Origin of the sequence: Macrococcus psychrotolerans (assembly GCF_038095555.1) — a bacterium.
GTDB classification, from domain to species: Bacteria; Bacillota; Bacilli; order Staphylococcales; family Staphylococcaceae; genus Macrococcoides; species Macrococcoides psychrotolerans.
In genome coordinates this window covers 499,347-524,031 of the sequence record NZ_CP124591.1, presented here as the reverse complement: position 1 = coordinate 524,031, position 24,685 = coordinate 499,347, and the positions used below count along the sequence as shown (strand labels likewise).

General features: G+C 36.4%; 19 protein-coding genes. 6 read left to right on the top strand and 13 right to left on the bottom strand.

Translation table 11 applies throughout. The annotated features are described in order from the left end of the window. Positions 1 to 105 precede the first annotated feature (105 nt). The 3 genes from nrdF to nrdI all read right to left on the bottom strand — a co-directional run bounded on the left by nrdF (position 106) and on the right by nrdI (position 3,593). A complete protein-coding gene (gene nrdF, locus QA539_RS02715) occupies positions 106 to 1,074 on the bottom strand; it encodes a class 1b ribonucleoside-diphosphate reductase subunit beta (RefSeq protein ID WP_283721819.1) in 969 nt (322 codons plus the stop codon). A gap of 61 nt (positions 1,075 to 1,135) precedes the next feature. Further along, entirely contained in the window at positions 1,136 to 3,241 is a 2,106-nt protein-coding gene (nrdE, locus tag QA539_RS02710) for a class 1b ribonucleoside-diphosphate reductase subunit alpha (RefSeq protein ID WP_419895401.1), read from the bottom strand. Next, entirely contained in the window at positions 3,204 to 3,593 is a 390-nt protein-coding gene (nrdI, locus tag QA539_RS02705; protein ID WP_283721821.1) for a class Ib ribonucleoside-diphosphate reductase assembly flavoprotein NrdI, read from the bottom strand. The genes nrdE and nrdI overlap by 38 nt, the downstream gene beginning before the upstream one ends. Positions 3,594 to 3,951: 358 nt before the next feature. Here nrdI and QA539_RS02700 point away from each other — a divergent pair, with 358 nt between their 5' ends. The 5 genes from QA539_RS02700 (at position 3,952) to QA539_RS02680 (ending at position 9,779) form a co-directional block, all read left to right on the top strand. Continuing rightward, positions 3,952 to 4,806, top strand: coding sequence for a DMT family transporter (locus QA539_RS02700; protein ID WP_419895400.1), 855 nt, complete (start codon positions 3,952 to 3,954; stop codon positions 4,804 to 4,806). A gap of 10 nt (positions 4,807 to 4,816) precedes the next feature. Next, on the top strand, positions 4,817 to 5,317 hold the full coding sequence (gene queF, locus QA539_RS02695) for a preQ(1) synthase (RefSeq protein WP_219494808.1): 501 nt from the start codon (positions 4,817 to 4,819) through the stop codon (positions 5,315 to 5,317). A gap of 158 nt (positions 5,318 to 5,475) precedes the next feature. Then, positions 5,476 to 6,990 (top strand): peptide MFS transporter, encoded by a 1,515-nt coding sequence (locus QA539_RS02690; protein WP_219494038.1) that lies wholly within the window; start codon positions 5,476 to 5,478, stop codon positions 6,988 to 6,990. Positions 6,991 to 7,273: 283 nt separating this feature from the next. Then, positions 7,274 to 8,785 carry a peptide MFS transporter gene (locus tag QA539_RS02685; RefSeq protein WP_283721823.1) on the top strand — a complete coding sequence of 504 codons (1,512 nt, stop codon included), beginning with the start codon at positions 7,274 to 7,276 and terminating at the stop codon, positions 8,783 to 8,785. 85 nt (positions 8,786 to 8,870) lie between these two features. Next, positions 8,871 to 9,779 carry a diacylglycerol/lipid kinase family protein gene (locus tag QA539_RS02680; protein WP_283721824.1) on the top strand — a complete coding sequence of 303 codons (909 nt, stop codon included), beginning with the start codon at positions 8,871 to 8,873 and terminating at the stop codon, positions 9,777 to 9,779. Between the two features lie 88 nt (positions 9,780 to 9,867). Here the strand turns inward: QA539_RS02680 and QA539_RS02675 are convergent, their stop codons facing one another. The 6 genes from QA539_RS02675 to QA539_RS02645 all read right to left on the bottom strand — a co-directional run bounded on the left by QA539_RS02675 (position 9,868) and on the right by QA539_RS02645 (position 17,747). After that, on the bottom strand, positions 9,868 to 10,401 hold the full coding sequence (locus tag QA539_RS02675; protein WP_219494034.1) for a 5' nucleotidase, NT5C type: 534 nt from the start codon (positions 10,399 to 10,401) through the stop codon (positions 9,868 to 9,870). 65 nt (positions 10,402 to 10,466) lie between these two features. After that, positions 10,467 to 11,519, bottom strand: coding sequence for a histidinol-phosphate transaminase (gene hisC / locus QA539_RS02670; protein WP_283721825.1), 1,053 nt, complete (start codon positions 11,517 to 11,519; stop codon positions 10,467 to 10,469). 84 nt (positions 11,520 to 11,603) lie between these two features. Next, positions 11,604 to 13,118, bottom strand: a complete 1,515-nt coding sequence (locus QA539_RS02665; protein ID WP_419895399.1) for an ABC transporter permease/substrate-binding protein — start codon at positions 13,116 to 13,118, stop codon at positions 11,604 to 11,606. After that, positions 13,118 to 14,038: an ABC transporter ATP-binding protein gene (locus QA539_RS02655; protein ID WP_423245839.1), complete on the bottom strand. Its 921-nt coding sequence runs from the start codon at positions 14,036 to 14,038 to the stop codon at positions 13,118 to 13,120. Before QA539_RS02655 ends, QA539_RS02665 begins: the two co-directional genes overlap by 1 nt. A gap of 64 nt (positions 14,039 to 14,102) precedes the next feature. Continuing rightward, positions 14,103 to 15,869 (bottom strand): DNA helicase RecQ, encoded by a 1,767-nt coding sequence (gene recQ, locus QA539_RS02650; protein ID WP_419895398.1) that lies wholly within the window; start codon positions 15,867 to 15,869, stop codon positions 14,103 to 14,105. A gap of 3 nt (positions 15,870 to 15,872) precedes the next feature. Then, positions 15,873 to 17,747: an ABC-F family ATP-binding cassette domain-containing protein gene (locus tag QA539_RS02645; RefSeq protein ID WP_419895397.1), complete on the bottom strand. Its 1,875-nt coding sequence runs from the start codon at positions 17,745 to 17,747 to the stop codon at positions 15,873 to 15,875. Between the two features lie 128 nt (positions 17,748 to 17,875). Here QA539_RS02645 and QA539_RS02640 point away from each other — a divergent pair, with 128 nt between their 5' ends. Next, on the top strand, positions 17,876 to 18,691 hold the full coding sequence (locus QA539_RS02640) for a ZIP family metal transporter (RefSeq protein WP_219494022.1): 816 nt from the start codon (positions 17,876 to 17,878) through the stop codon (positions 18,689 to 18,691). A 234-nt stretch (positions 18,692 to 18,925) separates the two neighbouring features. On the opposite strand, the gene ltaS is transcribed toward QA539_RS02640, so the two are convergent. The 4 genes from ltaS to QA539_RS02620 form a co-directional block, all read right to left on the bottom strand. Then, positions 18,926 to 20,863 carry a polyglycerol-phosphate lipoteichoic acid synthase LtaS gene (ltaS, locus tag QA539_RS02635; RefSeq protein ID WP_419895396.1) on the bottom strand — a complete coding sequence of 646 codons (1,938 nt, stop codon included), beginning with the start codon at positions 20,861 to 20,863 and terminating at the stop codon, positions 18,926 to 18,928. A gap of 201 nt (positions 20,864 to 21,064) precedes the next feature. Next, positions 21,065 to 22,009, bottom strand: a complete 945-nt coding sequence (locus QA539_RS02630; RefSeq protein ID WP_219494019.1) for a hypothetical protein — start codon at positions 22,007 to 22,009, stop codon at positions 21,065 to 21,067. 370 nt (positions 22,010 to 22,379) lie between these two features. Next, on the bottom strand, positions 22,380 to 24,059 hold the full coding sequence (gene pabB / locus QA539_RS02625) for an aminodeoxychorismate synthase component I (protein WP_419895395.1): 1,680 nt from the start codon (positions 24,057 to 24,059) through the stop codon (positions 22,380 to 22,382). Then, complete coding sequence (locus QA539_RS02620; RefSeq protein WP_419895394.1) at positions 24,043 to 24,624, bottom strand: anthranilate synthase component II; 582 nt, start codon at positions 24,622 to 24,624, stop codon at positions 24,043 to 24,045. Before QA539_RS02620 ends, pabB begins: the two co-directional genes overlap by 17 nt. Between the last annotated feature and the right edge of the window lie 61 nt (positions 24,625 to 24,685).

The following is a 24,685-nucleotide window of genomic DNA, read 5'->3' as shown; positions in this document are numbered from 1 at the left end:
ACGCTTACAATTATGTCTGTTTTATATATTTGTAGCAATGTCCAATTTGTGACAAATACTGTACTTAAAAAGAGCTTGCGACATTTGTCACAAGCTCGTCAAATATTAAGATTCAAATTGGAAGTCTTCGTCTGTTAATGCTTCTACGTTTAATGCAATGACATAACCATCACCTTTAACACTGAAGAAGTCGTGGTTTTTCGTAGAAGTGTTTAAGGCATTCTCAATGATTGGATTGAAGCCTTTCTCTTCAAAATAAGGTTCAAATCCTAAGTTTGCTAATGCTTTGTTACCGTTATACTGTACATAATTTAAGACATCCTCTGTGAGCCCGACACGGTCATACAGCATCTTAGTATAACGCTCTTCATTTGCATAGAGTTCCTTTAATAAATCATACATCTCTTTATCTGCACGCAATTTCTCATCATCTGTTAATTCATTGCGTAAACTTTGTGCATCTAATCCTGTAAATACACCGTGAATAGATTCGTCTAGCAGAATCTTACGAATAATCTCTCCACTCGTCGTCATGCGACCTTGACCAGCTAAGTATAGTGGATAATAAAATCCACTATAGAATAAGAATGTCTCTAAGAATACGCTGGCAACACGTGCCATATACTGATCATAGATTGTTGCTTCTTTGCCCCAAAGTTTATGGTATCTAGAAACGATCTTTTCTGATTTAAACTTTAGATGTGGTTCATTCACAACCCAGTTATCAAGTAAATCGTTCGTTTCAGCAGATGGTAAGAGCGTAGTGAAAATATGAGAATAACTTTTTGCATGGATCTGCTCCATCATCCCCATAAATGAATAAACTGCTTTTTTACGTAAATCTTTCGTATGCAGACCGATGAGTGGCATACCATCGTCCGCTTGATGTGTATCTAATCCTGTGAGACCAGCAAGTGCATGGTTGAATGTATACTTTTCATCTTCAGTCAACTCTTTCCAGCTTGCAATATCTTTTGAAACTTTAAATTCTGATTCTACCCACATCTGTGAGATATTCTGTCTCCAGAACATATTTGTCATGTCTTCTTGTGTATTCCAGTTAACGGCTATCATATTTTCAGTCCTTTTGATTGTTATACATATTTTAAAGGCTGATAATTCAGCCTTTAATGATTTAGATTGCGCAGCTTGTACATTCTTCAACACTTAACAATTTATTTCTTGTGTAATACAGTGATTTTAAACCTTTATGATGTGCATATACGTATAGTCTTGCAAGTTCTCTCGTAGAAATATCACTGTTCACAAATAATATTGTACTGATACCTTGGTCTATATGTTCCTGAATTGTCGCAATTAGATCAATCAACTTCATTTGATCTGTATTAAATGCTGATTTGTAGAACCACATTGTTTCAGGTGATAAAAATGGCATAGGATAGAATGTTTCAGCATTACCATAAGTTCTACGCTCAATCTGATCAACGATCGGCATAACAGAACTTGTTGCATTTTGCACATAAGAGATACTTTGTGTCGGTGCAATAGCAAGACGATATGCATGGAATAGTCCATTTTCCATCACTTTTTCTTTAAGACCTGCCCAATCTTCTGGCGTTGGGATTGCTATCCCTTCAAAAAGTTCAACAACTTTGTCTGTTGTAGGTCTATAGTCTTTCACAATATATTTGTCGAAATAAGTACCAGATGCATAATCTGACTTTTCGAAGTCTGCGAATGTCTCATTTCGTTCAAGGGCAATTTCCATAGAGCGTTCTAATGAATAATAGTTTAACATCATAAAGAACGTCGCTGCGAATTCTTTCGCTTCCTCTGATTCATATCCAATTTTATTCTTTGCTAAGTAGCCATGTAGGTTCATGACACCAAGCCCAACCGAATGCAGTTCGCGATTTGCTTTTGCCACACCAGGAGCATTTTTAATATCCGCTTCATCACTCACAGTTGTAAGTGCATCCATACCAGTATGTACTGAATCTTTAAATTTCTTAGATTCCATTACATTCACAATATTCAATGATCCTAAGTTACATGAAATATCTCGTTTGATTTCATCTTCAGTGCCATAATCATTAATAATGGATGTTTCTTGTAATTGGAAGATTTCTGTACATAAATTGCTCATCTTAATCTGACCGATATTCGAATTTGCATGCACTTTGTTCGCATTGTCTTTAAACATTAAGTATGGATAACCCGATTGAAGTTGCGTTTGAGCAATCAAGTTTAACATTTCACGTGCATCTTTAGATTTCTTCATAATATTTGGATTTTCCACAAGTTCGTCATACATTTCATCAATGTTTAGATCGTCTAGCGTTAAACCATATTCACGTTCCACTGTATGTGGTGCAAACATAAAGAAATCTTTGCCCTCTTTCGCCAAATCAAAGAATTTACTTGGTACGATAAGTCCAGTAGAAATCGTTGATAAACGTAAGTCTTCATCAGCATTTACCTTCTTCGTATCCAAGAACTCAAGCACGTCATAATGGAAGATGTTTAAGTATACAGCACCTGCACCTGGACGTTGTCCTAGCTGGTCCGCATAACTAAATCCGCCTTCGAGCGCTTTAGCTACAGGTAATACACCTTTAGCCACACCTTTAATGCCTTTAATTGCTTCTCCTCGTGCGCGTAACTTTGACAAGTTAATTGCAACACCGCCACCAATTTTAGATAATTGTTTCGCAGTTGAGTCGATATAGTTGATAGAATTTAAACTATCATCTACTTCTAATAAGAAACAAGATACAAGCTCACCGCGTCTTGCACGGCCTGCATTTAAAAATGTAGGTGTCGCCGGTTGATAACGTTGCTCAATCATCGCAGAGATTAATTGTTTCGCCTTATTTACATCACCTTTAGCTAAATATAGGCTTACAATAATAACATGCTCTTTATAATCTTCTAGATATTGCTGTTTATCATTTGTTTTCAATGCATAATCTTTAAAGAATTTACTTGCCGACATATAACTCGCAAAGTTAAATTCAATGTCTTGTGCATACTTAATAATATCGTTCAAATCTGTTTCGTTATATTCATTAAATAAATCATAATAAAAATCTTGTTCAACGAGATACTTAAGACGCGCAATCGGTGTATCAAATGTTATCGTTTTATCTTTTATTTCTTCTAAGTAAACTTTAAGCGCTTCTTGATCTTTATCAATATCAAAGAAGCCATCTTCTCGACGTTTTGTGACCTGGTTATTAAGTTCAATATGATTGTACTGTTTCTCTTGTGCGATATTCACTGATTTCTTCCACCTTTATATTAAATTCTTTCACATCTTTATCATTACCGTGTAGTTCAAACTTCATTAATAATGGCACATGATATGTACTACTTATTAAGTCTCCTGCACGTGCAAAGTTCTGACCCCAGTTTCTGTTACCGCTGGCTGCTACAGCTATTAAATTTGCACTATGACGGTCCAGAAACTGTCTAACTGGATCCGGTATCTCGCCAAACCCTATCGTTCCTGTTACAATGATATACGGTTCATTTATACCTTCCGCTTGATCTAGAGTTAATGTATTTGCATACTTTGTTTTCTGTATAAAACGTTTCACATTTCCAGTGAGCGAATAATAGACGATGAGCATAATATCACTCCTCTCATTTAAAAGCAGTTGTGAACAATAATATTAAAACTATCTTTAAAACTACCCAAAAATTTATGTATTATGTGCTTGACTTTTAGCAATTCGCAAGTATTGTGTTCGCATCAATACCGAACACAAGATATAGTGGTATATTTTCCAACAACCACAAGATATACGAATAATTATAGCATTTATAAAGGGGTTTTCAACGTTTAAACCTTGTAAAAATTTATATTTTTAGGGTTGACTTTTGAAGAAAACGAGCAAACCTTTGCTACTGCTCACTTTGATAAACGTAAGAAATTTTGTATTTAAATTATTGAAAATATATTCATATTACTGAAAAAGGAGGACACATATGAATAATAAAATAAAAGGAATATTATGGTTGGTTGCTGCTTCGGTTGGTTTCAGTTTAATGGGTGCCTTCGTAAAGCTCTCTGGAGATTTGCCAGTCATACAGAAATCATTGTTTCGTAATATTATCGGAATAATCCTTCCTCTGTATTTCGTATACAAGTATAAAGCGCCTCTTTTTGGTCATAGAGAGAACCAGCTAACGCTTATTTTAAGAAGTGTCTTTGGAATGATTGGTGTGCTTCTTAACTATTATGCAATTGACCGCATGGTGTTAAGTGATGCAGATATGCTGAATAAACTCAGTCCATTCTTCACTATTTTATTTTGTGCATGGTTTTTAAAGGAATATATTAAAAAGTATCAATTCATCAGCATGATAATTGCATTTATTGGTGCTCTATTTATCATTAAGCCGAATTTCAGTTCAGATATGTATATTGCCATAATAGGTGTCCTTGGCGCCATGTTTGCAGGACTTGCCTATACAACATTACGTGTACTCGGTTCAAAAGAGAAGTTCTATACGACTGTGTTTTACTTTTCGTTCGTATCAACAATTGTACTTATTCCACTCACATTGCTGACATATCAACCCATGACAAATGCGCAGATCATCTATCTGATTCTATCCGGCCTATTTGCTACGCTCGGACAATTCGGATTAACAATCGCTTATAGCTATGCACCAGCGAAAGATATTTCAATATTCTTTTATACGACTGTGTTATTCAGTGCAATTATAGGATTTATTCTATTTAATGAGACCCCGGACTTACTAAGTTATCTCGGATATATTATAATATTCTTTGCGAGCTACTATATGTTTGTAAAAGCAAAAGTGAAACAACATTAATCAGGAGGCTATTATGTCAGGAAGACAAAAAGAAGAATTACAGGATATTACGTTACTTGGTAATCAGAACAATAAATATTTATATGAATATGACCCGACAATATTAGAGTCATTTGATAACAAACATCAAGGTCGTGACTATTTTGTTAAGTTTAATTGTCCGGAGTTCACAAGTTTATGTCCGATTACAGGACAACCCGACTTCGCTGCAATTTATATCAGCTATATTCCAAATATCAAGATGGTTGAATCAAAGTCATTAAAACTATACTTATTCAGCTTCAGAAACCATGGAGATTTTCATGAAGACTGTATGAATATTATTATGAATGATTTAATTGAACTTATGGACCCACACTACATTGAAGTATGGGGTAAGTTCACACCGCGTGGTGGTATTTCAATTGATCCATATACGAACTACGGGCGCCCAGGAACTAAATATGAAGAAATGGCATCTTATCGTCTGATGAATCATGATTTATATCCTGAAACGATTACAAATAGATAGCACGGTATAACGAAGCTGAGAGATTTCAAAATCTCCGCTTCGTTATTTTTATTATTTACATTCTTTTTAAAATTATTCAAAATTCGAATTGTCTAAATATTCTTTTAGGTGTACAATATTATCTTATTATAGTATTTAAATTTGAAGGGGGAAAATGAATGTCTCAACATACAAGGGAAGAAATTGTAAATAGTATGCCGAGAACTGGATTCTTTGGACATCCTAAAGGTCTGTTTACACTTATGATAACTGAGTTCTGGGAACGTTTCAGTTACTATGGAATGAAAGCAATATTAGTTTATTACTTATATTATTCTGTTAAAGATGGCGGTTTTGGATTACCTGATGCACTTGCATTACAAATCGTATCAATATATGGTGCGATGATCTATATGAGCGGTGTGGTAGGTGCATGGCTTGCTGACCGATTTATCGGAACGCGAAAAGCCATATTATATGGCGCGATTCTCATCATGATCGGTCATATATTACTATCTCTACCGAATAACTTCACCTTGTTACTTGTCGCACTATTATTTATCATTTTAGGTACAGGATTGCTTAAACCGAATATTTCTTCAAATGTCGGAGAAATTTATGAGAAGAACGATCCGAAGGTAGATTCAGCATTCACACTATTTGTAATGTCTATTAACTTAGGTGCATTTATTTCACCATTAATTGTCGGATGGCTACAGAAAAATGCCGGATTCCATTACGGATTTGCTGTTGCAGCTGTCGGAATGTTCTTTGGACTAATTATTTATGTATTACGTGCTAAACCCACTTTAGGGCTATCTGGATTGGACATCCCAAACCCAGTAACACCTGAAGATAAAAAGAAAACACTCACATATGTAACAGTGATTGTTATTGCATTTGTAATTTATTTCTTATTCGCCCAACTTACTGGAAACTTAAACTTACAAACATTTATGTCACTTGTAACAGCACTGGGTATTGGTCTGCCAGTTGTTTACTTTATTATGATGTTCGTATCCAAAAAGACGACATCTGAAGAGAAATCACGTGTAGCAGCATATATTCCATTATTCTTAGCATCTGTTGTATTCTGGTCAATTCAGGAGCAAGGTTCAACAATCCTTGCTGCGTTTGCCGATAAGAATACACAGTTAGATTTAGCTAAAGTGACAAATGGTGCCATTAACTTTGTAATTCCACCAGCTTGGTTCCAGTCACTAAACCCATTATTTATAGTAACACTTGCACCACTATTTGCATGGTTATGGGTAAAACTTGGACGATTTAATCCACCAACAGTAGTTAAGTTCAGTATCGCACTATTTTTAGCAGGTTTCAGCTATGTCGTGATGGTTTATCCATTAACGCATAACGGCGACGCTTTAATGAATCCGGCCTGGTTAGTATTAAGCTACTTGCTAGTAACAATGGCTGAGCTTTGCTTATCACCTACTGGTTTATCAGTAACAACAAAACTTGCACCGAGTGTATTCGCATCTCAAATGATGAGTATATGGTTCTTAGCAAACACAGTCGCGCAGTTATTTAACGGTCAAGTACTCGTTAAATATTATGATACTGTTAATAACGCAACATACTTCGGTAACATCGGAATGGTTACAATCGGATTAGGGATTGTATTACTTATTGTAAGTCCTTTTATGAAACGCTTCATGAAAGGGATTCACTAATAACTTTATAAATTTTAACACCCTTAAAGTATATAGGATGCTTTAAGGGTGTTTTTGAGTTGCTTAATATCGTGAAATTATTATATTAGTAATACATATTATAATTAATATATTATATTAAAATTAAAACATAACACTTTAACTCTTTAAACGAAACTAGCATATCAACTTTTTGAAAATTTCGTCTTTTTAAAAAGTTATTGAATGATATTAATTTAATGGTAAAATTATATTCTGAAATAACATTAATTTTCAGAATATTTTTATTACGGAAGGTGAAATTATGGAAACAACGAAATACTCCCGTGAAGAAATGGTACAAAGTGTACCACAGACTGGGTTTTTCGGACATCCTAGAGGATTAGGGATTCTATTCTTTGTAGAGTTCTGGGAACGCTTCAGTTATTATGGGATGCGCGCAATCTTAATTTATTACATGTATGATACGGTTGCTAACGGTGGGCTGGGTATAGATAAGACAACTGCCGCGAGTATTGGATCGATGTATGGATCATTGATCTTTATGACAGGAATTTTAGGTGGCTGGGTTGCCGATAGATTGATTGGTTCCCGAAAAGCCCTGCTCTACGGGGCAACATTAATTATGCTCGGACATATTGCAATGAGCTTACCGTTTGGAGTTCCTACATTTCTAGCATCTATGTTTTTAATTATTGTGGGATCCGGATTAATGAAACCCAATATTTCTAATGTCGTCGGCGGACTGTATCATAAAAATGATAGTCGTATGGATGGTGGTTTTGTAATTTTTTATATGTCTGTTAATATGGGTGCCTTTCTTTCCCCATTAATTGTTGGTGCACTCCAAAAACAATATAACTATCATATCGGATTTCTAGCAGCAGCCCTTGGCATGGCGCTTGCATTAGTCGTATATATCATCTTCAATCGTAAATCACTCGGTTTAGTCGGAAATGAGCCTACAAACCTATTACAAGGCGAAGAAAAGAAACGTTACTCAAGAAACATTGTTATCGCAGCAATTGCACTTATTAGTATCATTGTAGTTACTTTAATGATGGGAATCCTTACATTTAATACATTTTCATTCGTCGTAACGATTCTCGGCATTGTACTCCCTATCGTCTACTGGTTCACTATGTATCGAAGTGAGGATGTGACATCAACTGAACGTTCAAGATTACTTGCATATATTCCATTGTTCTTAGCGAGTGTAATGTTCTGGGTCATTCAGGAACAAGGCGCAAATACCCTGGCATTATTTGCAGCTGAAAGAACTCAGCTGGACTTGAAACCTTTATTTGGTATTGATTATACGTTGCCAGCTGCATACTTCCAATCATTAAATCCATTATTTATCGTAATATTAGCACCTGTCATTTCGACATTATGGATTAAATTAGGTAAGCGTAATCCAACGACACCATTTAAATTTACTTTAGGGATTTTGTTTGCAGGATTGAGTTTCTTAGTGATGATTCTTCCATTAACACAAAATGAGACACACCTCATCAATCCGTTATGGCTAGTTTTATCTTTCTTACTATGTGTTATCGGAGAATTATGTTTATCCCCGACAGGTTCTTCGGTATCTGTTAAATTGGCACCTGTCGCATTTAATTCACAAATGCTAAGCTTATGGTTCTTATCGAATGCTACAGCTCAAGGATTAAATGCACAGTTTGTAAAACTTATAGAACCACTTGGTTATACGAAATACTTTATTTTTATTGGTACGATTGCCATGATACTGTTTGTTATCATATTGTTAATGAATAAATGGATTTCAAAGAAAATGGATGGTATTCACTAGACACAGCGCCTATGCGCTGTGTTTTTAATTTGGGCAAACGAGGTATATAATATAACATAACAAATAACAATAAGAAGGTGTCAATGTGCATAAATTTAATAACGGCATATTATTTTATCACGATAAAGCAGGACAAGGTGATGTACACGAAATCATCGGAGAGGTTACAAAGCATCTATCACAGATAATTACCCATTTAACAATCTACAGAAGCTTAGAGCAAGGTGAGATCTATGAACTACTTACACAGTCTTCACAGCCATATGATATATTTCTTATTCTTGGTGGTGATGGTACTGTACATGAACTGATTAACGGGATGATTGATGGCGGCTACCATAAACCAATCGGAATCCTCCCAGGTGGCACATTTAATGACTTCACAAAAACGTTAAATCTAAACCCGGACCCTGTACGTGCTGCTACTCAGCTACTCGAGTCAGAAGTTAAATATTATGATGTGCTAAAGACTAATGAACGCTATGCACTTAACTTTGCAGGAATGGGTCTCATGGTTGATAACTCTGAAGGGGTCAATCCACAAGTAAAGAGTAAAATCGGCAAGTTCAGCTACTTCTTCTCTATGATCAAAAATGTCTCTAATCCTACCTTCTTTGAGTATGAAATTGAAGTTGATGGCACCAAATCATATGGTACATCTTCTATGATTATTATCGCAAACGGTCAGTTTATCGGCGGAAATCGCATACCACTATCTGAACTTTCACCAAGTGACGGCATTCTCAATGTATTCATCTTTAAAGATAGCGGCCTTAAATCATTTACAGACATGATCGGTGAGAAATCAGAAGTCAACTGGAATGAAATCAGTCAGAATATTGAACACATCTCCGGAGAACATGTTCATCTGAAAACAAAAGATGAACTGTCAGTAGATGTAGACGGAGAAATTGATCTTGTGACACCGCTTGACGTTACGATTGTTCCAAATAAACTTAAGATCTTAACAGCGCCAGTGAATACATTATTTTAATAGATATAGATACTATCATTATTACGACAACACCCAAACCATATAGATATGGTTTGGGTGTTGTCGTTACATATATAAAGCTTAGTATCTATTTATCCAGGAAATAACGTTCAACATCGTTCCATGAATTTACTCTATCAAATTCAGAAATACTTCGGTTATGTACCGCATCAAAGATAATACCTTTGCCTTTAAATGCGCGCAGCTGTCTCGGATTATCATCTATCAGATAATCTGTTCCAACAATGCTTTTATTACCGCAGAAGATAAAATGCTGTGGATCTAAAAATGGAAAATGCTCTCTCAGCCATTCATATTTTGCATCGAATGATGTCGGCACATCCATCGCAGCTGTAGCAATATAGACATCATAATGATGGTTGAGTCGCTCTACGACACGTACTGCATCAGGAAATACTTCTAAATCTCTAAAGAAACCTCGATCTAGTAACAGCTTGTCTAATTTATCCACGTGTTCTGGGTATTCTGTGCGAAGTTTCCTTTCGTACAAATCTTCTTTTGTTAAGGACATACCTGCACTTTCATTAAACTGAAAGATAACTTTCTTCAATGTATCTGCAAGTACTTCATCCATATCAATTGCAATTGACTGTCTCATCATAATCATCCTTTATCCTGTATTACTATTATTATAAGCAATCTAGATTGCTAATTGTAGTAATTTGATTAACTGAAGAATGAATTGAGTACTTTATGAACTTTTTCATTATCGTCACGCGTACCAATTGATATTCTTACCCCGTTAGGCATCGGTCTAGCAATTACTCCACCCTTAATCAATGCTTCGAATAACGCTTCAGCCTGATTCGTCTTCACAAATATAAAGTTTGTTACGCTATCTATAAGGTGTTCTTTGTAATCCGCTTCAAAGAATTTATTACGTTCTTTATCATTATGAGCAACATAATCCTTTAAATATTGCTGGTCTTTTAATGCAGCAATTGCTCCGACTAGCGAAAGTGCTGTCACGTTAAACGGCAGCTTTACTTTATTGAACACATCAATATATGCTTTAGATGTTATGGCATATCCTACACGTAGTCCTGCTAACCCATAGGCTTTAGAGAATGTTCTGAGCACAATCAGATTCGGGAAGCGTTTAAGTAACGCTACGCCATCTGGATAATCCTCACGCAGAACAAATTCAAAGTATGCTTCATCCAGTACGACCATTACATCTTCATGTACACTCTCTAAAAATCCAGTTAATTCTGTTTCAGTAACATAAGTACCTGTCGGATTATTCGGGTTACAGATCCAGATGATACTTGTCTCATCATTCATCTTATCTTTAAAACTTTCCAGATCAAACTTCCCTTCCTTCAACGGTACACTGACCACTTCATTATCTTCAATCAGTGCATGTGTCGTATACTGAATAAAAGTACCTTCACTCGTCAGGATGTGGCCTTTGGGATTCAGACGTGCACGCGAAATCATCATGATAATTTCATCTAATCCAGCTCCTATGAGAATTTGGTCACTATCTACCTGATAGAAGTGAGCGAGTGATGCTTTTAAGTGTACCGCTTCTGGATCAGGATAATAGTTGAGTGCATCTTGTGAGCGAATGGCTTTGTATACTTCCGGGGACGGGCCCATTGGATTTTCATTCGATGCCAGTCTGCTGAAGTCTCCCTCAACATTAAACTTGCGCTTTAATGCTTCCTCTGATAATCCCGCCTTGTAGACGCCTAGACTTTCTAGTTGTGGTTTCATATTAGACCCTCCAATTCATTTTATATTATGATAGAGAAAATAAAAAAAGATAGCAAATTTTTGCTATCTTTTTAACAAATTAATTTATTTTATAATCTTTTCTTTTTTTAAATATGCCTTTGCGACACTTTCTGGCGTCTTATTGTTATATGCAACCTCATAGTTCATCTTCTGCATTTCTTCATCCGTAATCTTACCTGCAAGTTCATTTAATGCATCGACAACCTGTGGATGTTCCTCAATTGTACTTTGTTTTAATAAAGGCGCACCCTGATATGGTGGGAATAGGTGTTTATCATCTTTCAGCACGACCATATCATATTTCTTAAGTTCTGCATCCGTTGAATAAGCGTCCATCAGATCTATCTTATTCTGATCAATTGCCTGATAACGAATCTTCGGTTCCATCGTCTTCACGTTATTAAACTTGATATTATATTTCTTCTGGATTCCTTTATAACCATCATTTCTATCATTAAATTCTAAAGTAAACCCTACTCTGATATCATCTTTCACCTTTTCAAGATCAGATATCGTTTTTAAGTTATGTTCTTCAGCATAACTTTTCTTTACTGCGAGTGCATATGTGTTGTTGTATTTCATTGGTTTTAGTAAAGCCATGTCATATTTTTTCTTCAGACTTTCATTAGCCTGCTGATAAACTTCAGCTTCTGTCGTTGCCTCAGGATCTTCTTTAGTGATTTCTCCAAGCACTGTCCCTGTAAACTCCAGGTAGCCATCAATATTATCTGATTTCAAAGCATTGAATAAAAATGTTGTCTTACCCATACCTGGTGAAACCTCAACTGAGGCATCTGTCTTTTCTTCAATGACATATTTGTACATATTTGTAATAATCTCTGGTTCTGTTCCAAGCTTCCCTGCAAATTTCAGCTTCTCTTCTTTACCAAATAATAAAGGTCCCACTGCTACAAGTAAGAATACAATCAGCATCACACCGAGAATATAGATAAGCTTTCTGTAGCTCAATTTCTCCATACGCTTTAACAGGAAATCAAATATTAATGCAAGTAGTGCTGCCGGAATTGCTCCTAACAGGAGAATGCTTGTATTATTACGGTCTATACCAAGAAGAATTAAATCTCCTAAGCCACCCGCACCTATAAATGCTGCAAGTGTCGCAGTACCGATGATCAAGACCATCGCTGTTCTGATACCAGCCATAATGACCGGCATCGCTAAAGGAATTTCAACCTTTGTCAGCTGACGGAATGTATTCATACCGATTCCGCTCGCTGCCTCTTTCAGTGAAGGATCTACTTCTTTGATTCCTGTATATGTATTGCGCAGAATCGGCAGTAAAGCATAGATGACGAGGGCTATGATTGCCGGCACTCGCCCAATACCGAATAGTGGAATCATCAACCCGAGCAATGCAAGAGATGGAATTGTCTGTAATACCGCTGTCACATTAATAATAGGTTCAGCAATCCTCGAATGACGTGTCAAATAGATTCCAATCGGTATCGCAATGAATGTTGCAATTAATAAAGCAATAAATGAAATTTGAATATGTTCGAACAATGCTTGCAATAATTCATACTTACGTTCACTAAACGTCTGCCATAACGTATTCATTACATCGCCTCCTTACTCAGTTGACGTAATACGTCATTGCGTGATATAACACCAATTCTTCTTGTATCTTCCATTACAGCGATATATTCATGCTCAGTGAGTAAGGCATAGACATCATGCAATGAAGTATCCGGTGCTACTTGTGCTGAAGTAGCTACATCGATTGGCCTCATTATATTTCTAGCATATTGCTTAATTTGCACCGCATCACCCATAAATGTCTTAACAAATTCATTATTCGGGGCATTGATGAATGATTCAGGTGTTCCAATCTGTTCTATCTTCCCATTATTCATCAAACATATTCTATCACCAAGCTTCAAAGCTTCAGATAAATCATGTGTAACAAAGATTATCGTCTTCTTAATTTCTGATTGAAGACGAATGAGATCATCCTGCAGCTTTTCACGTGAGATAGGATCTAGTGCACTAAATGGTTCATCCATCAATATTACTGGAGGATCCGCCATTAACGCACGAACAACACCTACACGTTGTTTCTGTCCGCCGGATAATTCATCAGGATAACGATGTAAATATGCTTCGCTTTCAAGTCCAACCATATTCAATAAGTGCACCGCATCTTTATCGATACGTTCTTGAGACCATTTCTTCATAAGAGGTACTTGACTAATATTCTCCTTAATTGTCATATGAGGGAATAATGCAATTTGTTGTAGTACATAGCCGATATCCCAGCGCATCTCATCAAGTTTGTAATCACTGATAGGTCGATCTTTAAAGTAAATGTAACCTTCCGACAACGGAACCAATCTGTTGATCATCTTCAATGTCGTTGTCTTTCCACTACCCGAAGGTCCGATGATAACAAAGAACTCTCCTTCTTCAATTTCAAAGTTGATATCATCCACAACCGTATTTTCACCATAACGTTTCGATACATGTTTAAATTTTATCATGTTGCACCTCTTATAGAATTTAATGTAATATATATAACCTAAACTCTAGAAGTTAAACAACACATTAGCTTACATAATCCTGAATCACTTCAATAAATTTTGGGCAGTAATGTTTTAGCTTATATGATCCGACACCTTCGATTAGTATCATATCTTCTTTAGAAACAGGTTTTTTATCAGCAAAGAGCTCAAGTGTATGATCAGAAAATATAGTAAATGGTGGTATATCCAGCCGTTCACTTAATTCTTTACGTGCGGTCTTAAGTGCCCTTAACAATGTATCATCTACAGCACCTATCGTTGTAATTTTTACTTTCTCATTGTATTGATTCGGTTTATAATATGTCATCACCTGTTCATCATTAAATAAGATAGCTTTTGCTGCTTCATCACAATATAGATAGTGATCATGGATTCTTATATAGCCATTAAAGATTAACGTATCGATAAATGATTGCACAGCGCTCGCCTCACAGTCCTTTAATAACCCAAAAGTAGAGAGCTTGTGCAGTGATTCGTTGTGAATCTGATCATCATTTTCTCCGTGCAGCACTTTAGAAAGCAGATGTTTAGTTACAGGAATCTTTATGCGGATCAGACAACTTAATATTTGTTTCGCTTCTGTCGTCATATTATAGTTCTCATCCTGGCTCAGACAGTTAGAGCACTGACCACAATTTTTCAGTGGTTCATTTGGATTAAAGTAATTAATGATGGTTGACTGCAGACAGCGCTTCGTCTTCGTATATTGAATCATTTTACTCAGTTTGTCTTTCTTTAATTCCTGCACTGGTTCAGGCGCTGTCTCAATAAAGAAATGCTGCAGCTTAATATCCGCTTCTGAATACATTAAAATACACTCACTCTTCAAACCATCACGGCCTGCACGCCCTGCCTCCTGATAATAGCTCTCTAAGTCCTGCGGCATATTATAATGAATGACATATCTGACATTGGATTTATCAATCCCCATTCCAAATGCATTCGTTGCAATCATTACCGGAATATCATCTCGAACGAAAGCACTTTGATTACGTTCTTTTTCTTCCTTCTTAAGTCCGGCATGATAGAATGTATGACGAATCTGATTCACTTCAAACACTTCACTTAACAACTCTACTTGCTTTCTTGTGCTGGCATAGATAATTCCTGATGCATCACTATGACTCTTTATATAGTCAATCACCATCTTTTGTTTCTGATACGTCGGGTCTACGATGAACTTCAAGTTTTCTCTTTTTGTACTTGTTTCAACAACATGCTCCAGTTGAATATGCAGTAAGCTGCATATATCTTTCTTAACATCTACGGTAGCCGTCGCTGTTAATGCCATAAGCGTAAAATGATGAGGTAACGTCATCACCTTTTGTACGACGTCACGGTAGCTGGGTCTAAAGTCATGTCCCCATTTTGATATGCAATGTGCCTCATCGAAAGCGACAAGTCGAATATCAAGGGCGTATAACAGCTGCTGAAAAGAATAATTATCAAATCGTTCAGGCGCAACATACAGAAATTGACACTCACCTGAAATTAATTGCGTTTCAACTGCACGCATTTCCTGTTTCGTTAATGAAGAATTGATATAGCTAGCTTTAATACCACTCGCATTGAGTGCATCCACCTGGTCTTTCATCAATGAGATGAGCGGGCTTATGACGAGCGTCAATCCTCCTTTGTAGATGCCCGGCACTTGATAGCATATAGATTTCCCGCCACCTGTCGGAAGAATGCCAAGTGTCGGAATATTATTTATCGCATAATCTATTAATTGTTGCTGTCCGGGCCTAAAGCTGGAATAACCAAAATACTCTTGTAATATGTGTTTCATAACCTACTCCATTCGTGCAGAAAGTTCATCCCATTCTTCAAAGTACGTTTCATATAGTATTTCTTTCTCCTGACGTTCAATCGTCAATTGATTGAGTTTATCATAATTTGTCGTCTCTTGTGCAATTCTATTATCAATATCTGCAATGTCCTGTTCTAATGATTCAATCGCATCTGTCAAAAATTCAAAGCGGCGTTTGTCTTTATAGGATACACGTTTTGTTCCCTTTTCTTGATTTTTATGTTTCTCACTTTTCTCTGGCGACTGTACGATAATATTGCTCTCTATCTGTGATTTGAAGTCCAGGTAATCTTCAAAATCTCCTAGTATTTTATGAACTGTATTTTCATGTACATACCAATAGGAAGTCACTGCTTTATTCAGAAAATATCTATCATGGCTGACCGTGATGACAGCACCTTTAAATGACTCAAGATACTGTTCTAAGACGGTCAATGTCTCTGTATCCAGATCATTTGTCGGTTCATCCAGTAATAATACGTTAGGTCCTTGAATCAATATACTTAGTAAATAGAGGCGCTTACGTTCTCCACCACTCAGTTTACTAATATAGGTACCGTGAACAGCGGACGGAAATAAGAAGCGTTCCAGTAATTGCGTAACGGAAATCTTTTCACCTGTAGAAGTGAAACCTATTTCAGCTTTCTCTCTTAAAAAGTCGATCATACGCATATCTTTTTCAAGTTCTATCTCTACTTGTCGGTAATATCCGACTCTCACTGTCTGGCCTACTTTGATCGTCCCCGTTTTCGGTGTAAGCTCTCCAGAAAGCAGATTCAATAGCGTGGACTTTCCTGTGCCGTTCTGACCAACAATACCGATACGATCTGTCGTCTGCACAATATCACTGAAGCTTTCAAATAATATTTTATCGTCAAAGTGCATACCAACCGATTCTAGTTCAAATACTTGCTTACCCAGACGCTTATTTTGAAGATTGATTTCCATCGTTTCCGATTTCTTCTGCGCTTTCACTTTATCTTCTATATCACTGAAACGGTCAATTCTCGCCTGCTGTTTCGTTGTTCTCGCTTTCGCACCTTTGCGCATCCAGGCGAGTTCTTGTTTATACAATTGCTTTTCCTTCTGTTCCTGATTGGCAAGGATAAGTTCATCTTCGGCTTTTTGAACGACGTAATCTTCGTAGTTACCACGATACTGATAGAGCTTACCATTTCTTAATTCAACAATACGGTTCGTAATCTCATTCAGGAAGTAACGGTCATGTGTCACTATGAGAACAGCTTTTTTATAATTTTTTATGAACTGAATGAGCCAATATATGGATTCAAAATCAAGGTGGTTGGTCGGTTCGTCAAGTAACAGTAAATCAGGTGCCTTAAGTAAAGATTTTGCAAGCGCAACACGCTTCTTCTGTCCACCGCTGAGTGTAGTAATCGGCGCCTCAAGATTCAATATTCCGAGTTTCGTAAGAATTGCTTCTGCAGAGCTGCGATATGTAAATCCATCCATTTGTTCAATCTGCGTCTGAATTTCGCTAAGTTCATGTGCCAATGTGTCATTATAATCTGATTCCATCTGTTTTAATATGTGATTATATTTCTTAAACAACTGCATCACTGGATGCGCACGATCCAGCACATTATCAGTAATTGAAAGTGATTCATCTAGTACAGGCGATTGTGCTGCGTACTCGATTGTAAATCCATTAGGATGAGTCACTGTTCCATTATGTTCCTCTATTTCAGCAATACATTTTAACAGCGCACTTTTACCTGTTCCATTGATACCAACAAGTGCAATTTTATCGCCGGTTGAAATGCTTAAGCTAAGGTTTTCGAATACCGTTTTTACACCGTACTGCTTTGTCAAATTTTCTATTTTATATGCTTCCATAATATAAACTCCCACTTATTTTCTTTATTTCATATAAGAAACAATATCTCATTAAACACGTATATGATATAGTTATGTATTATAAATATCAATATAATATTATACAGTTTTTTTATAAGGAGGTACATATGTTCGAATGGTTTAGTGAGTTATCACCAATGGTACAGGCTGGAATCGCAGGAATCTTTACATGGCTGATGACAGGACTTGGTGCGTCTATCGTATTTTTCTTCAAGACTGTAAATAATAAAGTGCTGAATACGATGCAAGGCTTTGCCGCGGGCGTTATGATTGCTGCATCCTTCTGGTCTTTGTTATCACCAGCAATCAGTTTTAGTGAAGACAATGGCGTAACACCATGGTTACCAGCTGCAATCGGCTTTTTATTAGGCGGTCTCTTTATCCGCCTGCTCGATGTCGTTATTCCACATATCCATCCAAATGCCTCTAATCCTGGGCATGTTAATGAAGGACCATCAACAAATCTTAAGAAATCTACATTACTTTTTTTAGCAATTACGATGCATAATATTCCTGAAGGATTAGCTTTAGGTGTCGCATTTGGTGGTGTTGTCAGCGGAAATAGTGCTGCACTAATGGGTGCAATAGGGCTTGCAATCGGTATTGGTATTCAAAACATACCTGAAGGTTCAGCATTATCTTTGCCAATACATGGTGATGGTAAGTCTAAGATGAAAGCATTTAATCTCGGACACGGTTCAGCAATCGTCGAACCGATATTTGCAGTAATCGGAGCAGGTGCTGTTTTACTTGTAACGCCACTCTTACCGTACGCACTTGCATTTGCAGCAGGTGCAATGATATTCGTAGTCGTAGAGGAGCTGATACCAGAATCTCAGTCTGGAGATAATACAGACTTAGCTACAATGGGACTCATGGTCGGATTTACAATTATGATGATATTAGACGTCGCACTGGGCTAAGGTTGAAAAAAATGCGATTCTTGGCCCTCAGCAAAATAAAAACGGCGCCAAGAAAATGTTCTTTGTTTTCTGCGTCGTTTGAATTTTGTCGCCAGGGTCAGCATTTTTTTCACCGTCAATAATCATTTATTCATCGCTGAATTTAATAAAAATGCGATTCTTGGCCCTCAGCAAAATAAAAACCGGTCAATATAGAAAACAATTTAAGTTTTCTATATTGACCGGCTTTCTTTATTATTGAGATACGTCACCATTATCATAATGGTATTTTGAAGCGTTAATTTTCTCAAACTCTGGATTGTTATAGAATCTTAACAAGTCACCATTGATAAGCGCATCAGACATTTCTAATTCTTTTTCAGCTTGTCTTTTTATTGTTTCTGCTGCAGCCTCTTGCTTTTTATCTGTTAGAGGCTGGTTTGTTTTGTTACTATAAAAGATACCATTAATCGATTTATATTCTGATGTTATGAAATCACCATTTCTAAAAGTTACAGTATCCTTGTGCTGTTTAGAGAATAAATCCGTCCCAAACATCACATATGGTTTAGCGTCAATTCCAAGTAAATGTAATAACGTCGGTGCTACGTCTACCTGAGCTGCATAAGTATGATCAACCTTACCTTCAACACCTGGCACTTTAAGAAATAGACCTGTACGCTGTAGGTCCATAAATTTTGTTGGCGTAATTTCTTCGCCTAATAATTTTGCCATCGCTTTATTATGGTTTTCAGATATACCATAATGATCACCGTAAATTAATATTACAGAATCATCATAGAGTCCTTCCTTTTTCAAATCTTCTATAAACTGCTGAACTGCTTCATCTAGATATCTTGCAGTTTGTACATACCCGTCGACAGTAGGGTTACCCGTTTCAGGTGAATCTATTGTTGCTTCAGCTTTATCAATCGTAAATGGATAGTGATTTGTTAATGTGATCAGATGAGAGTAGAACGGTTGTTTCTCATTCTTTAAATATGGGATTGACTCTTTAAAGAACTCTTTGTCTTTCAATCCTAAGTTCTCTAAGTTTTTCTCGCTCATATCATAATACGTCGCATCATAGAATTTATCGATACCGAAGTGTTTATACACCTGATCTCTGTTCCAGAATGTTTTATAATCTCCATGCATAACAGAAGTTGAATATCCTTGTTGCTGATTCATAATCGCAGGTAACGACTGATACGTATTATCACCTTTCAATGAATAAGCTGAGCCTTGCTGCAAGCCATAAATTGAGTTATCCATCGTTAATTCTGAATCGCTTGTCTTACCTTGGCCAGTCTGATGGAAGAAATTATCATAATAAATAAAATCTTTATTTCCTGAAGCAAGTGAATTTAAGAATGGTGTTACTTCCTCGCCGTTCACTTTATAGTTAATCAAGAATGTCTGGAAGCTTTCAAGATGAATCTTAATCACATTCTTCTCTTTAGCAATACCGAATGTAGCACCATTTGGTGCAGCATATTTCGTTTTTGTATATGACTGCACTTGCGCTAAGTCATCCGAACTCGCATGTGCTTTTTGCTGGTTATTCTGAATCGTCTGGATACCGTCATATACGGTAAAGTTATACGGCCCAAGATATTTGACTAAATATTTATGGTCAAACGTTCTTGTTAATAATTCGGGACGATCCGTTTCAGCAAAGGCCAGGTTCAGGAAAAATAAAGATACTGAAACACCCATTACAACCGGGATATACTTTTTCTTGAATGAACGTGTAGAAAAGTACTGCTTTTTCATCAATAATAAATATAAGAATACAAAAATATCCAGGAAATATATAAAGTCATACCATTTAAATGAACTCCACAACGCACCTGACATTGATTCTACGTTGCTCACCTGGTTTAATGTACTAAAAGTAATAAAATCTGAGAAAAATCTGAAGTAAACGACATTAGAATAAAGAAGGAATGTTAACAGAAACCCTCCAATATAAATAAACCAATAAGCTTTTCTACCTTTAAAGAATAAAAACACACTTAAAATTAGTGCCACCAAACTATAGGGGTTCATCAGTAATATTAAGTTCTGGATTAATCCTTTAACGCCTAATGATAAATCAATATAATAGGCAAAATATGTCTTTATCGAAACTGTGATAACAGTTAACAGGAAAAACATAAAAACTGTAATCCTTTTATCTTTCATCTTCATACCTCCATTTATTCAGACTATCTATATACTTCAGACAATATTTTTATTTAATGATGTTTATAATACTTACAATTAATTATTCTTTGTAACAGTCTTGTAATATTTATCGTACAATATATTAATTTATACTTATTCGCAACAATTTTCAAGTATTATTACTTAAAAATGATAACAAATGTGTAATTTGTTTCTTTAGAGCATTTATTTACTTAACTCAATATTGTGCTGGAAAGCAATTTGATGCATAACCGTTTTAATCCAGTTTTCATAACTTTCTTTTTGACGCACCATCTCTTCTTGATCCACCCATTTAAATAACAGCTTCGAACCGGGTTTCTTCTGGGAAAGCTTAGCGAGATGATAATCTGCGATATAAGCGAACTGAACATAATCATCATCTTGGGTAATGTGCTTCAAAGATATCGCGATGTCATGCTGATGCGTAATTTGTAGTGTACCGCAGCGCTCAACAGAAACATTATTATTTGAAATCAATTTCACTTTCTGCCCTTCCAGTATAAACCCCGTTCTATCAAAGTGCTGCGTCACTGTATAAGTGTCTTGTGTCAGCTGTTTTCTTGATAAAGTATCGAGTGCTGCTGTACTGATAATATGAAATACATCTGAATAATAAAGTCGCGCGAGCGAATAGGCATCGATTCCCCAAGTAGCGCACTTCTGATGTTCTAGGTTATCAAACATTTTTTTGTGGAGTTCGTTATAATCACGTTCAAGCTCGATTCGTGTTCCCGCCTTTAAGACAATGTTGCCGCTCAGATTGTTTACAAAGTGCATCCCACCTGCAACAGCCATATATACACGTGTCCCTTTTTTGGGCTGACGAAACTTTAGCACGTCACCTTTTTCCATTAAATGCACTTTAAAAGGTGCAATCTCACGCTCGTCTGTATAGGCATAGAATTCTGCGCCGGTTAACGCAATCAGCGTACGTTCTTCAAAACGTATCACTGGTGCAGTGAAGGTCATCTCTAACGTTTCTCTCGTTATATCATTACCAAGTAATGCATTACCTAATATATGCGCCAGACTATCACAGGGTCCAGACAATGAAGTTGCTGCATATGCGACATCATTGATCTGCTGCAGACTCGTAAATACGCCCGTCGTTTCGAATACAATTGACATTTGATTGCTCCTTTATAATTATTATAAATTCATTTACATAACCATACATCAGCCCAAAGACCTAAAAAAACTACCGATAACTATGATCGGTAGAATAAATTTGAAAAATCAATCAGTATATTCTGGAAGCAAAACGTTATTACCGCAACAACTAATAATGCGCCGAACATTGTTATATAAAGATAAATATAAGCTTGTTTTATATTTTGAGCTTTGAACTCGTCGATAATTACCCTGTTCATTATGTAGACGCCAAGCGATAAACCTGTCAGCAACATCAGTATGATGATTATATTTAAAAACATTGCATCACCTAATCTCTCAATAATTTATACTATATTGTAACTTAAATTTTTTATTTGCGCATCAATTACAAAATGATTTTCACTTCAGACCACTCTCTTAAACTATTGATCATATAAACAGTGAGTCGTCCTGATGCGTACATTTCTATAAATTCTTCAATCGTGATATCCTGTTCTGAAACCTTGCCTTCATCTAGTAGCTGCTGTTTCATGCAACCTTCAAGAATATACTGCTGCGCACTCGGTGTATAATAGTTATCATTAATTTTATAGACTAAATTTCCTATATTAAATTCTAAGAGATACCTATCATAATATAGTGCAAGCTCCTGCTCTGGCTGTGTATAGTGGGTACGGACGGAAGTCTTATGCTGATAGAAGCGTTCTTCACCTTGCACAGATGGGAGGAGCTCCGCAGTAAATACTTTCTTATCTGGTAACGGTTCTGTCGTAGCATTTAAATTTCCATTTACACTAAGTGTGACTCTATACCTTCCATTCTTTGGCTTATTATCACGAATAAATGCTTTTACATTGTCTAAATCTACATTAATATTAAATGCTGTAATGCCATGCCATAATCGTTCCAGATGGTACTTTTCTCTTTGGATAATACTATCAGTAACGCGCATCGTCTCAATTAAATTAAAGCGTGGCTGCACGACTTGTGTCTTTGCGATAATTTCTTCATATTCCGCTTGTGGATGTGAGTCAATTGTAATCCCACCGCCTGCGCTATATACTGCTTCATTATGGTGCAAGGAGATTGTACGAATCGGAATATTAAATATCATATAATCATCTGGCTTAATAAAACCAATCGTCCCACAATAAATTCCTCTTGGTGACTCCAGTTCATTAATAATTTTCATCGTCGAAATTTTAGGTGCGCCAGTAATTGAGCCACACGGGAAAAGCGCACGCATAATTTCATACAATGAATGGTTGTTATTCGTTGCCGTAATTGTTGAAGTCATTTGGAATACTGTTTGATAGCGTTCCACTTCAAACAGTTGATCGACCTTCACACTGCCCTTTTTCGCGATACGACTTAAATCATTACGCAATAAATCGACGATCATCACATTCTCTGCTTTATCTTTACTTGAGTTTTTGAGCCGTTCGTAGTTTTTAGCATCTTCTGCTTCGTTACTGCCACGCTCAAGCGTACCTTTCATCGGTTTCGTTAACAGCTGATTATTCAGTACATCATACTGGAAGAAGAGTTCCGGTGAAATGCTGATGATATAATCGTCCCCATCTTCTACATAAGCCGTATAGTTGCCGTTTTGTGCACTCAAGTATTGATAGAGTGCGTATGGATCTTCTGTTAATGTTGCTTTAAGTCGTGTCGTATAATTAACTTGATACGTGACACCTTGTCGAATATATTCCTGGATAGATTCTACAGCTTTCATGATTTCTTCAGCAGATTGTTCAAAAGTAAACTGTGTTTTTAATGGTTCTGCATTTACATATTCAAATGCATCATAATCTTCAAAGTAATAAAACAATGCAAGAGGCCCATCTATATGATGAACTTTCATAAGTGGATTAAACAGTTTCGCCGCTTCATACTTAATCGCAGTGACAACATATAATCCACTCTCTTCTGCTTCTGTTAAAGCATTTAGCATACCGTCTTCTGTATATACTCTATCTACTTTTACAGGGTTCGTAAAGGTATATTGAACAGGTATCGTCTTACCATCGCGATAGAGCCGAAAGTTAATGACCGCGCGCATGAAATTCACGTCCTAACGATAAGAAATTGTTGAGCATCATATAGCCGGAAGTTGTGAGTACAGATTCTGGATGAAACTGAATACCGTAAATCGGCCATGATTCATGTGCTACACTCATCACAATATTATCCGTTATACCGGTAACGATTAATGGCCTTTGAATCTTGTCCATCGTTCCTAAAGAGTGATACCTTGCAACTTGTGCCGGCGCTTCTACACCTTGATATAAGTCTGTACCGTCATGTTCTACATGGCCGATATGCCCGTGTACTGGTGACAGCTTCTTAATTTCATGATTAAAGTGCTGCATGATCACCTGAAAACCAAGACATATGCCAAGAATCGGAATACGGCCTCCGAATGTATCGATAACTTTATGTGCGATAATTGCTTCTGCCGGATGTCCCGGACCTGGTGATAGAATAATAAATTCCGGCGATAATCGATCTATATGTTCAATGGTCACAACTTTAGAACGTACGACGTGAACAGTTTCATCCATTGCCTCTAAATAATGAACGATATTATATGTAAACGAATCATCGTGATCTATCATTAAAATCATAAACTTCACTCATTTCTAAAAACGTTTTCTTGAAGTAACAGATATTATTATACACGCTTTT